General features: G+C 41.1%; 11 protein-coding genes. 10 read left to right on the forward strand and 1 reads right to left on the reverse strand.

Translation table 11 applies throughout. The annotated features are described in order from the left end of the window. The first annotated feature begins 62 nt into the window (after positions 1 to 62). The 10 genes from ACZ5B7_RS08715 to ACZ5B7_RS08760 all read left to right on the forward strand — a co-directional run bounded on the left by ACZ5B7_RS08715 (position 63) and on the right by ACZ5B7_RS08760 (position 12699). On the forward strand, positions 63 to 257 hold the full coding sequence (locus ACZ5B7_RS08715) for an IDEAL domain-containing protein (protein WP_213140957.1): 195 nt from the start codon (positions 63 to 65) through the stop codon (positions 255 to 257). 153 nt (positions 258 to 410) lie between these two features. After that, positions 411 to 1181 (forward strand): nucleotidyltransferase domain-containing protein, encoded by a 771-nt coding sequence (locus tag ACZ5B7_RS08720; protein WP_464493462.1) that lies wholly within the window; start codon positions 411 to 413, stop codon positions 1179 to 1181. Positions 1182 to 1260: 79 nt separating this feature from the next. Beyond that, positions 1261 to 2436, forward strand: a complete 1176-nt coding sequence (locus ACZ5B7_RS08725; protein WP_464493463.1) for an LL-diaminopimelate aminotransferase — start codon at positions 1261 to 1263, stop codon at positions 2434 to 2436. 91 nt (positions 2437 to 2527) lie between these two features. Further along, positions 2528 to 2977, forward strand: a complete 450-nt coding sequence (locus ACZ5B7_RS08730; RefSeq protein WP_464493464.1) for a CoxG family protein — start codon at positions 2528 to 2530, stop codon at positions 2975 to 2977. A gap of 129 nt (positions 2978 to 3106) precedes the next feature. Then, a complete protein-coding gene (locus ACZ5B7_RS08735) occupies positions 3107 to 3982 on the forward strand; it encodes a cadherin-like beta sandwich domain-containing protein (RefSeq protein WP_464493465.1) in 876 nt (291 codons plus the stop codon). Between the two features lie 680 nt (positions 3983 to 4662). After that, positions 4663 to 7416, forward strand: coding sequence for a phosphoenolpyruvate carboxylase (gene ppc, locus ACZ5B7_RS08740; RefSeq protein WP_464493466.1), 2754 nt, complete (start codon positions 4663 to 4665; stop codon positions 7414 to 7416). Positions 7417 to 7601: 185 nt separating this feature from the next. Next, positions 7602 to 10205 (forward strand): bifunctional acetaldehyde-CoA/alcohol dehydrogenase, encoded by a 2604-nt coding sequence (gene adhE, locus ACZ5B7_RS08745; RefSeq protein WP_464493467.1) that lies wholly within the window; start codon positions 7602 to 7604, stop codon positions 10203 to 10205. A 29-nt stretch (positions 10206 to 10234) separates the two neighbouring features. Continuing rightward, positions 10235 to 10849 (forward strand): hypothetical protein, encoded by a 615-nt coding sequence (locus tag ACZ5B7_RS08750; RefSeq protein WP_464493468.1) that lies wholly within the window; start codon positions 10235 to 10237, stop codon positions 10847 to 10849. Positions 10850 to 10867: 18 nt separating this feature from the next. After that, entirely contained in the window at positions 10868 to 11599 is a 732-nt protein-coding gene (locus tag ACZ5B7_RS08755; protein WP_464493469.1) for a hypothetical protein, read from the forward strand. A 20-nt stretch (positions 11600 to 11619) separates the two neighbouring features. Continuing rightward, positions 11620 to 12699 carry an alpha/beta fold hydrolase gene (locus ACZ5B7_RS08760; protein ID WP_464493470.1) on the forward strand — a complete coding sequence of 360 codons (1080 nt, stop codon included), beginning with the start codon at positions 11620 to 11622 and terminating at the stop codon, positions 12697 to 12699. Positions 12700 to 12772: 73 nt separating this feature from the next. On the opposite strand, the gene ACZ5B7_RS08765 is transcribed toward ACZ5B7_RS08760, so the two are convergent. Next, the gene (locus tag ACZ5B7_RS08765; RefSeq protein ID WP_464493471.1) at positions 12773 to 13555 is read right to left on the reverse strand and encodes an alpha/beta fold hydrolase; all 783 of its coding nucleotides are present in this window, start codon (positions 13553 to 13555) and stop codon (positions 12773 to 12775) included. Positions 13556 to 13585 lie beyond the last annotated feature (30 nt).

Below are 13585 nucleotides of genomic sequence, written 5' to 3' on the forward strand. Positions count from 1 at the left end.
AAGTGTTTGAATTTTTAGAAAACTAACTGTATAATAAAAAAAAGCTCAAGGAGTTGATTTCCATGGAAAAGAAGTTACTTAATTCCCCGCAACATTCGGATGAAAACACTGATTCTGTCCTTGCTGAGATGTTTTTAAACAACGCCCTGCTTGAATTTAAAAGGGAGAAGATCCGGAAGGAAATCGACCAAACGTTACAAGACGGTAACAAGGAATTATTTCTTCAATTGACAGAAGAACTGAAGAAAATTAGCTAGTTGCGAACAACCTACTATCTATTATGACAAAACTTTAAAAAAGAAGCCCTATCCAATACGGATAGGGCTTCTTGGCCGTTCTGACGAGAATTTCATTTGGACCCTGAACCCTTTTTTTGTATGATAAAGAAAAGGAATCGGGGGCGGTTAGCAGTGAAAGAGAAAATTATCGAGGAATTAAAAAAAATCGAGGAGCAATATGCCGTTAAAATTTGCTATGCTGTTGAGTCAGGCAGCAGGGCATGGGGATTTCCTTCAAAAGACAGCGACTATGATGTTAGGTTTATTTATGTCCCCAAAAAAGAATGGTATCTTTCCATTGAAGAAAAGCGGGATGTTATAGAACTGCCAATAAATAATCTCTTGGATATAAATGGATGGGAGCTTCGTAAAGCACTCAGGCTTTTTAAAAAATCAAATCCGCCCCTAATGGAATGGCTTCATTCGGGAATTGTCTATTATCAGGCCTATTCTTTAGTAGATAAAATGAAGGCAATCCAAAACCAGGTGTTCCGGCCGCAGTCGGCCCTTTATCATTACCTGAATATGGCCAAAGGGAATTACCGTGACTATCTTCAATCAGATGAAGTGAAAATTAAGAAATACTTTTATGTGCTGAGGCCGGTTTTAGCCTGTAAATGGATTGAAAAATATAATAGTGTCCCGCCTATTGAATTCCAGACATTAGTGGCAGAGCTGATTATGGCCGGCCCTCTTAAAAATGAAATCAATACCTTGCTTGACAGGAAAATACGGGGCGATGAACTTAACCTCGAACCAAAGGTTGTTATTATTAATGAATTTTTGGAGAATGAAATAAATCGTATTGAAGATTACGCAAAGAAATCGTCTTTTCCGAAACAGGATATTTCCCCAATACTGGATGAACTATTTAGGGACATACTTGACGAGGTATGGCCTTGATTACCAAAAAATATGTTAAAATATATAAAAATATTATTTTGCGAAAAATTTCGAATAAATAAAGAATGAGGGGGATTCTATGAATATCGTTGCATCCGAGAAACTTCAAAAAATGTCATCGAGTATTTTTCAAGAGGTGGCCGATCAAAAGCAAAAGGCATTAAAAAATGGAATTGATGTCATCGATTTGAGTGTCGGAAGCCCGGATTTTGCACCGCCAGCGTTTGTGGTCAAGGCATTGGCAGAAGCGGCAATGGACCGAAGTAAATATGGCTACACTTTAAAAGGGATTCCTAAATTTAATGAAGCTGTCAGTTATTTTTATAAACAGCGTTACGGTGTAGAACTTAATCCGGCATCTGAGGTTATTCAGCTAATGGGTTCGCAGGATGGACTTGCTCATTTAGCGATGGCGGTTATTAACCCTGGCGATTATGTTCTGGTACCTGATCCTGGATATCCAATCTATGAGGCAAGTGTGACAATTGCTGGCGGAAATATTTATCCAATGCCGTTATTGGAGGAAAACAGGTTTCTCCCTCAACTAGATGAAATTCCTTTAGGGGTTCTAGAGAAAACCAAATTGATGATTATCAGTTATCCAGGAAATCCGGTTACCGCTCTCGCTGACAGAAGCTTTTTCCAAGAGGTGGTCCGTTTTGCCAAAAAGCATGAAATCCTGGTTTTGCATGATTTTGCCTATTCTGAGTTAATTTTTGATAACAATCCGCAAATCAGTTTCATGTCGGTTCCGGGAGCTAAGGAGGTCGGGATTGAGTTTAATTCACTTTCCAAAACATTTAATATGGCAGGCTGCCGGATTGGCTATGCGGTCGGGAATGAACAAGCACTTGCGATCCTGGCTTCTTTAAAATCTCATATCGATTATGGTGTGTTTTATCCAATCCAAAAAGCAGCCATAACTGCTCTGACTTCGAATTTCTCATTTTTGGAATCACAAGTGAGAGAATACGAGAAACGTCGTGATGCATTGATATCAGGCCTTTCAAAAGGCGGGTGGCAGGCGGCAAAATCTCCGGCGACTATGTTTGTCTGGGTAAAAATCCCTTCAGGATGGACATCCCGTCGCTTTGCCTTTGAACTGATTGACAGTAAAGGAGTTGCGGTTATTCCTGGAGATGCGTTTGGAAAGCTTGGTGAAGGCTATGTCCGGATTGCCTTGGTTCAGCCTTCGGAACGGCTCTCTGAGGCGGCAGAGCGCATTCAAGAATTCCTTAGGGAAACTCAAGTTTAATTCTTCTATTTAAACCTTTCTTAACATATATCTTTAACAAAAGGCCTTCACACGACTGAAGGTCTTTTACTTTGAAGGGGAGAGGGAGATTATGCCTAGCGGAATGCATCAGGTCGAACTGGATTTGCCAATTGATGTGATTTGGGACTTTGTAAAGGATATGGACAATTGGGCACCGCTTGTGCCGAACTATATTCAACACGAAAAGCTAAATGAGCATAGTTCTACATGGGAGTTTAAAAGCGATATTGGCATAATGAAGAAGAAAATCAGTTTAATAATTGATATTAATGAATGGAAAGAGCCAGTAAGAGTAAGCTTTTCGTTAAAGGGCAAAAGTGAAAAATATGCGGGTGAAGGATTTTTCGAAGCGAAGGCAATAAACGTAAAAAAAACAAGATTAACTGGCTTTCTTGAAGTGAACGTTATTGGGAAGATGGCCGGAGCGCTAAACTCGAAGTTGGAGACCGCACTCCCAGAAGCGGTGAAAGAAATGGCGAAGGCTATTTCGGAAAAGCTTGTGGAAGTTAAATCTGTTTAATAGGTGCATCGATATCGATTAAACAAGAAATTCGCAGTTTGTAAAAGTTAAGGTAATCTTAAGCTTGGCATGGTATGTTAGTCCCAAATCCACTATCAATCAGATAGTAGACAGGGGGATTAGCAGCTTATGTTAAGTACAGAGCTTAAAAGAAGCATAAATTTATTTCTTGTTACCGCTATGGCCGGTATGAGTTTGGTCCATTTTACACCTGTTGTGTATGCAGAAACGACTGAAACAACTCAACAGCCCCAGACGGCAAGTGCATTGACAAAACTTGAAATCGACGGAGTAAAGCTCGACAAGGAGTTCTCAGCAGATGTAAAAGAATACTCCGCTTCCGTTGTAAATGAAGTTGAAACCATTAAGATGCTGGTAGAAGGGAATGAATCAGCCTCTGCCATCACCATTAATGGTCAATCTGTTCTTAGCGGGACACCTGCTGTTTTTTCACTTCAGTCTGGTGAGAATATTTTTCAGATTATCATCTATGATGCCAATCATGCAGAAGCTACCTATACAGTTCATGTAACCAGGTCCGCAAAGGTTGAACCGGTAACTCCAGCCGCTGCTGCAAATCCGTCAGACTCGGCTGCAGGCAATGTTGCTCAAGCAACCATTTTGAGCAACGGTAATTCCAGTTTTCAGTCAAGCCTTACACGTACCAATACAAATGCAAATACTGCTTCTCAGTCTTCCACACAGTCTATGAGCGGAACAACGCAAACGGTGAGCAAGGCTAAATTGTCTGCTTTAACGGTCTCCGAAGGCACATGGGATAGTTCGTTTACTTCTGATGAGTATACATACCATATTGCTGTACCAAGCGATACAACAGCCGTGACGATTCACCCAGCCGCCGCATCTCAAGGATCCTCAATAAAAATTGAAGGCGGAACTAACAAAACAGTCCAGCTTGACAATGATAATAAAACAATTATTTCCGTAGTCGTCACCTATAACGACAGCGACCGGAAAACCTATGTACTTGTCTTTGACAAATAAATATCACATTCCCAAAAAGCCTGCATTCGCAGGTTTTTTATTTTGTCAGAATCTTAACCCAGATATAAATGATTGTCCCTGCTAACGGGCCTGTTGATTTCCGCTCCGGGCACTCGCTTTCCGCGGGGAGGTCCTGGAGCCTCCTCGGCGCTTTTAGCGCCTGCGGGGTCTCCAGTGACCTCTGTATCCCGCAGGAGTCGGTGCCCTCCGCTCCAATCAACAGGGAGGTTAAGCAAATACAGTAATGCAACACACTTTTTCGAATCTTACTCAGTGTGTTGCATTTTTTATTTTTGCAGCTGTAGCTAGAAGGGCTTGTCTATTGGAAATTTTCCGTTTAGCTTTCATACGTTTTGTTATCATCCTCTGTTATTAAATTGTGAGTTGAAGGAACTTGTTGAACACACCTGTTATTGGTGCGGAAGGCTCGAAGACTCCTGCGGGAGTACGGGGCAGGGGAGACCCCGCAGGAGTGTAGCGACGAGGAGGCTCCGCGGCACGCCGCGGAAAGCGAAGCGCCTGGAGCACCAATCAACAGACTTGTTGCAGAGCCTAAATATTATTCATAAATTAACGCAAATTATAAAAAAGAAATTTATCTTTTAACAAATTTCTGAAGATATGATATATTTATAAATAAAAATTTTAGTACATCACATGATTAAAGGGAAGGTGAGAGAATGACAGCAGATTTGATGAAAAAAGACAGCAGTCTTCCGTTGCGTCGCGATGTTAAACTACTTGGCAAAATGCTAGGTGAGATTCTGGTGAATCACGGTGGCCAGGAGCTATATGAAAAAGTTGAAAAAATAAGACTTATGGCCAAGTCACTTAGAATTCACTTTGACGAAGAAATTTATTCTGCATTAAAACAAGAAATCGTTACCTTGACCCCGCCAATGCGCAAGCAGGTAATCCGGGCATTTTCTATGTATTTCCATTTAATAAATGTTGCTGAGCAAAACCACCGAATCCGCAGGCGCAGGCAATATCAGCTTCAAAGTGACAACATCATCCAGCCTGCTTCAATTGAAAGTGCGATCCTTTCACTGAAAGAAAATAACATTAACTTGCATACTATTCAAAATGTGCTGCAAAGCATATCCCTTGAGCTTGTTATTACGGCACATCCAACAGAGGCAACAAAGCGTTCCATTCTTGAAATACAACAGCGGATTGCTGAAATTCTAAAAAATCTTGATCATCCGCTTCTTTCAGGCAGGGAACAAAAAAAGCTCGAAGAAAGTTTGTTTAATGAAGTCGCTATTCTTTGGCAGACCGATGAATTGCGGGAAAATAAACCAACCGTAATGGATGAGGTTAGAAATGGGTTGTATTATTTTGATCAGACATTATTTGAGGTCCTCCCTGATATCCATCAAGAGGTTTCAGATAGTCTCGAGAAATATTATCCTGAAACCTCCTGGGATGTTCCAAATTTCTTGAGGTTCGGGTCATGGATTGGCGGGGATCGGGATGGTAACCCGAACGTTACCCATGATGTAACCTGGGAAACATTGGGCCGGCAAAGGCGCCTTGTCTTGAAAAAATATAAAAATGTTTTAGTAGATTTAATGAAACGCTACAGCCATTCCACCTCAAGGGTAAAGGTCAGCGAAGAACTGCTGAAATATATTGATGAAAAAGAAGATTTCTATTTGACAGAAGATAAAAAATGGCCGGTCCAAGCGGAGGTATACCGTCGCGCTTTCGCCATTATTATTGAGCGGGTCAAGCAGACTGGGAAATCTGAAGTAGGCTACAGCAGTGCGGAAGAATTGCTGGAAGATCTGTTTTTAATTAAAAGAAGCTTAAAGCAGAATCACCCTGCCCGCCACGAACTCGGGAACATTGAAAAATTAATTCGTCAGGTCCAGCTGTTTGGTTTCCATTTAGCTACACTTGATATTAGAAATCATAGTGGGGAGCATGAGGCAGCTATAACTGAGATACTTGGAAAAGTAGGCATCACTGAAAACTATGCAGCACTAAGCGAAACAGAAAAATTAGAAATATTGCAGAGGATTCTCCTTGATCCCCGGCCGCTCCTTTTATTACATGAGGATTACTCCACGGAAACACAGGAAATGATTAAAGTGTTTCAGATGATTAAAAACGCTCATGAAGAATTTGGACAAAGAGCAATTACAGTTTATCTGGTAAGCATGACAAAATCACCGAGTGATTTATTGGAAGTTTTAGTTTTAGCCAAAGAAGCTGGACTCTATCGTCTTCATGCGGATGGGACGTTGACAAGCCATCTAAATGTTGCTCCGCTATTGGAGACCATTGATGATCTAACAGCCGGTTCACTTATTATGGAAGAACTTTTCAATATGCCAGTTTACCGCAATCATTTGCAGTGCTTGCGGAATCAGCAGGAAATTATGCTCGGCTATTCTGATGGCAGCAAAGACGGCGGCACGCTGACCGCAAACTGGAAGCTTTATAAAGCACAGGTTGAAATTCATGAGATGGCCAAAAAGTATCAAATCAGCCTGAAATTCTTCCATGGGCGCGGCGGTTCATTAGGCCGCGGCGGCGGTCCTTTAAACAAAAGCCTTTTATCACAGCCGGCTGAAACAATTGGTGACGGCGTTAAAATTACCGAGCAGGGTGAAGTTTTATCTTCCCGATACCTCCTTGAGGATATCGCCTACAGAAGCTTGGAGCAGGCTGTATCGACCCTGATTCTTGCCGCAGCGCATGTTACGGAAGAAGGAGAAATGCGGGAGGCGTCATGGGAAAAAGCAATTGAAGAAATATCAAATGCTGCGCTTGCTAAATATCAATCTCTTGTCTTTGAGGATCCCGATTTCCTAACCTATTTTCAATCTGCAACACCACTAAGGGAAGTGGGTGCATTAAACATTGGCTCAAGACCAATGAGCCGTAAAAACCAAGGACGCTTTGAAGACCTGCGAGCGATTCCATGGGTTTTTGCCTGGACCCAAAGCAGACAACTCCTTCCGGGGTGGTATGCGGCAGGATCAGGTCTGGAAGCTTTTGCATCAGGCAGTGAGCAAAACTTAAGGCTGCTAAAGGAAATGTATCTGAAGTGGCCTTTCTTCCAATCAACGATTGATAACCTTCAAATGGCTCTTATGAAGGCTGATATTACAACAGCTAAAGAATATTTAACACTTGTTGAAGATAAAACGATTGCTGAAAGAATTTTTACAAATATATTCGAAGAATATGAGAAAACAAAAGCGATTCTTTTGAAAATTACGGGGGACCAAGAATTACTTGACCATACACCGAACATAAAAGAATCTGTGTTCCGCCGCAATCCGTATGTCGACCCGCTTAATTTCCTTCAGGTCGAATTAATAAAAGAACTTAGAAAACAGGACGAGCCTGACGCTGCTGTTTTGACGGAAGTTCTCTTGACCATTAGCGGTATCTCCGCCGGTTTGCGTAATACAGGTTGATTTTAGCCACAAACCTATTTTAGGGTTTGTGGCTTTTTTTGAACTTTTTGTGAACATTTGTAAAATGAATGGCTGTTCATTCATTTTGTTGCAAAATTCGACAAAATCGAAAAAAGTCACGTGCTATATTTATGCAGAGGGGAAAAGGAGTGATTCCATAATCATATTACCGGAGGGATGTCTACATGGCAGTAAAAGAAAAAGTTGTCCAGGAAAAACATCAGGTTTATGCAATGATCGATGAATTAGCCAATAATGGAGCGAAAGCACTGAATGAATTCCGCTGTTTTAATCAGGAAATGGTGGACGAAATTGTTAAACAGATGGCTCTTGCTGCCCTTGAAAACCACAAGTATTTGGCCAAGCTTGCAGTTAAAGAAACACAAAGAGGGGTTTACGAAGACAAAGTTTTTAAAAACATGTTTGCCACTGAAATGATTTACAACAACATCAGGGATATGAAAACGGTGGGTGTCATTGCCGAAAATGATAATGAAGGGATGGTCGAAATGGCCGAACCGGTGGGTGTTATTGCTGGTGTTATCCCCATCACCAATCCGACCTCAACAGTCATATTTAAATCGTTGATTTCACTTAAAACTAGGAATCCAATTATCTTTGCATTTCCACGATATGCTCAAAAATGCTGTACAATAATAGCCCAGCTGCTTAGCGAAGCGGCTGAAAAGGCTGGCGCTCCAAAGAATTGCATCCAGTGGATAGAGGTACCTTCACATGAAGCCTTTCAGGCCCTAATGAAACATCCGCAGATATCGCTCATCCTTGCAACCGGAGGCCCGAATCTAGTGAAGGCAGCATATAGCTCAGGAAAGCCTGCACTAGGTGTCGGTGCCGGAAATGTACCTTGTTATATTGAAAAATCAGCCAACATTAAACGTGCAGTCAATGACTTAATTATGTCAAAGACCTTTGACAACGGTATGATTTGTGCTTCCGAACAAGCTCTTATCATTGATCAAGAAATTTATGATGAAGTAAGACAAGAGTTGATCGCCAATCACTGCTATTTTCTCAATGGGGAAGAAAAGCAATTGCTCGAAAGCGCCACAATTGATCCAAAAACAAAAGAGCTTAACCCAATGATTGTCGGTCTTCCTGCTTATATGATTGCAAAAATGGCTGGAATCAATGTGCCGCTCAATACAAAGATTCTACTTGCCGAGTTGGATGGTGTGGGGCCGCTGTATCCACTATCCTGTGAAAAATTAAGCCCGATATTAGCGTGCTACAAGGTCAATAGTTTTGCAGAAGGACTTCTTGTTGCTGAAGAGACACTTGAATATGGCGGTCTTGGGCATTCGGCAGCGATTCACACTTCCACGCAGGATGTGATTGATACATTTTCGCAAAGAATGAAAGCTGGCAGGATTATTGTCAATACACCATCCACACACGGGGCAATCGGCGACATCTATAATACATCATTACCATCCTTAACCATCGGATGCGGAACATATGGAGGGAATTCTGTGTCACAGAATGTGGGAGCAGCAAATTTACTCAATATCAAAAAAGTAGCCAAAAGAAGAACTATGACACAGTTGTTTAAAGTTCCATCACAGATTTTCTTTGAGAAGAATTCGGTTCAAACACTTGCGGTCGTTCCCGGTATTTCAAAAGCATTTATTGTGACCAGCGAAAGCCCGCTAAAGAATGGCTATGTCGAAAAGGTGCAGTATTATTTAAAAAAGAATCCGGACAATGTTCTTTGTGATATTTTCTGGGAGATTGAACAGGACCCAAGTATTGAAACGGTGATGGCCGGCGCAGAACGGATGAAAAAGTTCCAGCCTGATTGTATTATCGCCCTTGGCGGAGGTTCGGTCATGGATGCTGCCAAAGCCATGTGGCTGTTTTATGAACACCCAGACGCAGATTTCAAGAGCCTAACGCATAAATTTTTTGATCCGAGCAAGCGAGTGGTTAAATTCCCGGCTCTTCGAACTAAGGCGAATTTTATTGCGATCCCAACCACATCCGGTACAGGATCCGAGGTTACATCCGCCTCCGTTATTTCAGATAAAAAGGCAAATATCAAATATCCAATGGTCGATGCTCAGCTGACACCAGATGTTGCCATTGTCGATCCACAGTTTGTCATGACTGTTCCTAAACATGTAACAGCGGATACGGGCATGGATGTATTAACACACGCGATTGAAGCCTATGTATCAGTTCTAGCCAATGATTATACGGATGGACTTGCAATGAAGGCTATTCAGTTGGTCTTTGAATATCTGCCTAAGGCATACAGGGATGGAAGCAATGAACTTGCCCGTGAAAAAATGCATAATGCGGCTACGATTGCCGGTATGGCATTTGGCAATGCTTTCTTAGGTATTAATCACAGCCTTGCTCATGTCATTGGTGCGGAATTTAATATTCCTCATGGACGGGCCAATGCCATCATGCTGCCGCATGTCATCCGCTTTAACGCGATGAAGCCCAATAAATTAATGACTTTCCCTAAATATGAACACTTTATTGCGGATGTACGTTATGCGGAAATTGCCAAAATGCTTGGCCTGCCTGCAAGCACGACCGAAGAGGGAGTGAAAAGCTTAATCGCAGCAATCGTTGAACTTGCTGAGGAATTAGATATACCAATGAGCATCGAAGCGTCTGGTGTTAGGAAAGATGAATTTGAAAGCAAATTATCAGAACTTGCTGAACGGGCATTTGACGATCAGGATACAATTGCCAATCCCAAAATGCCTCTAGTAACTGAATTAGCAGAAATCTATCTTCAAGCATACAAAGGTGTCTAAATAAAGTCAGTCTTTGGAGGGAGAAAAAATTGTCGGAGGAAATGGAGCAAAAACAGGAAACCAAAACAGTAGGCGAAGAACATATTCAGCCCGAGGTCAGCGGTTTAGACCTGCTCTGGCGTGCAGCTTTTAGGAAAATGGATGAATGGGCAAAACGTGCTGAATTCGAAGACAAGGTATTTTTGAAGAGGGCTAAGCTATTTGCAGATAGTGTAGGACGAAGCCAAGCAGATATGAAAGAAATCACTGATAAATTTACAAAGGAATTTGCTCAATGGGAAAAAACAGCACGCGATGAATTTTTTATGTCAACAACCAGTCTAACACACTTTTTCCCGATTAAGTCCTTTAAAGAAATAAATGAGCAACTCGAGCGCATTCATCAAAAAACACTGTCACTTCTTAATAGGCCATGCCAGTTTATAACTAATACGGAGGCAGCAGATAAATATTTTGCAATGATAGAACAGTATATTTCGCTAAGAAGAAAGGCAAGAAGCCGATATCTTACAACTTTAAAACAGGCTGGAAATCTAGTCTATGAAAATCAAAAAGTGTTTGTAAACTTATTTTCCAAGCAAATCAGTACGTTCGTTTTTCCGCTTAACAAATATCTGGAGAGAAGTACGATTAGAAAATTTTAATACAAGGAGTGAGGCGGCATGTCTAAAGAAAAAACCTATGATCTATTTGCAGGTTATAAACTTTTAAGTGAAATGTGGGAAAAACAATTAATGGATGTTTTATTTAAAGCGACTGACAAAAAAGAATTTGTCCGCACGGCAAATATAGGACTTGACCTGCATTCGCGATATATGGAAAGGATGCGGAAAAATCAGGAGTTTATAGCTGCATTAATGAATATTCCAACCAAGAAGGATGTTGCAAACGCTGCAAAAATGTTGATTCAGGCTGAAGGAAAATTTGATAGTTTGGAAGAACAGGTATGGAATTTGCAAGACGGTTTGGCAAGCTTTAGTAAAGAAAATTTGACTTTCCTTCAAGAAATAATCAACACTATCAATCAAATGAAAGCTGAATCACTGAAAACAAAAGAAGAGCTGGCAGAAACGAAAAAGATTAAGACAGATCTTCAAGATTTACGGCAGGGTTTTGTTGATATCAAAATCCTCCAGGTGAACCTCCAGGAAATGCGCAAGGAGCTTGAGGGACTAAAGGCAATTCAAGCAGAACTTAAAGATACTCTTACCCATCAAGAACCGCCAAAATTAGATAGCGGTTTGGAGGAACTAAGGCAGGAGATTGCCCAATTGGCTGAACTAAAAAGTGAAATTGCCTCTTTAAAGGAATTAATGGGAAAAGAGAAAGAAAGAAAACAAAAAAAGGAACCGGAAAAAGAGCTGGTCCTGCCAGGGGCCGGCACCACAAAATAACGTGAAGGGGGTATTGGTAAATGAGTACTAGAGTTTCTACAAAAAGTTTTTTACCGCTTTTAAATACCGAGAAGGAAACGAAACGATGGAATCAGCTTTATAAAGTTATGACTGAGCCAAAGCCGGATATCATCCCTACACCGAGAAAATGTGTATGGAAAAAAAATAAAACGACTTTATGGTATCATCCTGCAAAGGAAAAGAAGCATGCCGTACCAGTATTTCTTGTATATTCGCTTTTGAACAAAGTGTACATTTTGGATGTAGGAGAAGGCAGCAGCGTGGTTGGCGGATTAACGGAAAGAGGATACGATGTTTACCTGCTGGATTGGGGTACTCCGGGCCTCGAAGATGCTGATCTTACTTTAGAAAACTATATTATCGATTATTTGGAAAACGCACTTAAACGGGCAATAAGACATTCTGGTGCAAAAGAAATATCCTTAATGGGATATTGTTTAGGCGGGACAATGGCCGCTATTCTTGCTTCTATTACAAGCCTGCCAATTAAGAATTTAGTATTAGCCGCAGTCCCAATTGATTTTAGCATAGGAACTGTACCGCAAAAATGGCTGGATGGGATTCAAAATGGTGAGCTAAGCTTTGACCGCTTTGCCAATGCTTATCAAACCCTTCCATCCGAGTTCCTTTACTTGATGTTTAAGCTGATCACACCGTTAAACGCGGCCACAATGGCCAACCTATATACCCGCGCCCATGATGAGAAATATGTTGAAAAATGGCGCCGGATGGATAAATGGACGAAGGATGCTCAGGCATTTGCGGGTGCAGCCTTTAAGCAATTTTTTAATGATTTTTATAAAGAAAACAAATTGTTAAAAGGTGAATTGGTGATGGACGGCAGGAAAGTAGATTTAAAGAATATTAAATGCCCGTTGTTTGTGTTCTCTTGTTCCCGCGATACTTTAATTGCTGAAAAGCAAAGTCTGCCGATCATGGACCTTGTTTCAAGTGAGGATAAGACATATGAAGTATATGAAGGCGGCCATGTTTCTCTTGTGCTCACAGGAGTTTTCGCAGAAATAATGGACCCATGGTTATCCACTCGTTCACATGATTTACAAGAAGTTCGCTCATAATTTCCAAGGACGAGAATAAATTTATTAACGGGAGGAACGGGGTGGGGGCCCCATCCTTCCCGCTAATATAAATTTATCCGGCATTACGATGCTGGTTGAGGAATTCACGTAAGAGAAGGTTAAACCGGTCTTTTGCTTCGAGTTTGGCAAGATGGCCGGTATTCCTCATAATAATGAATTTTGAGTTTGGTATTAACTTATGCATCCATGCCTGTATCCAAACCGGCAATACAGAATCATACTGTCCGCCAATTATAAGGGTTGGCACTTCAATTGTTGGCAGTAATGATAAATTATTCACTTCCAGGCAAGCTTTCAATGATTCAATAAAAATCTCATGTTTAGGTCGAAAAAGTTGGTTGAATTGTTTAACAGTTTCCTTATCCCAGGAATACAGGGCCATTCGGGCTAAATATTCTGATTCTTTCCCGGCAGAAGCGACTTTTTGAAACTTTGCTTTTCGATTTTCGAATAGTAGGCGTTTGAGTTTATTTGGAAAGTAGTGGAATGTACTTACTAGCATGAGAGAACGGCAGATAGAGGGCGACTGGCGGTAGATTTCCTGTGCAACGGCTCCACCCATTGATAATCCAACAATGTGAGCGTTTTCAATTTTTAACTCCTTCAATAGGCTGATAATGTCTGCAGCAAAATTCTGGATTGTGATTCCATCTGTCTTGGTGCATTCCCCGTGGCCTCTCAGGTCTGGAATAATTAATTCATATTCATCGGCAAATTCAAATTGGTGATGCCACCCCTCCTTTATCTCACCTAGACCATGAATAAACACTAACGGCTCGCCTTTACCTAAATGTAAAAAAGGAACACCCAATTTGCTAACCTTTGCTTTTTCCATTTTCCACCACCTTTCATTTTTAATAGTTTA

It is taken from the genome of Neobacillus sp. S1115 (assembly GCF_055385565.1).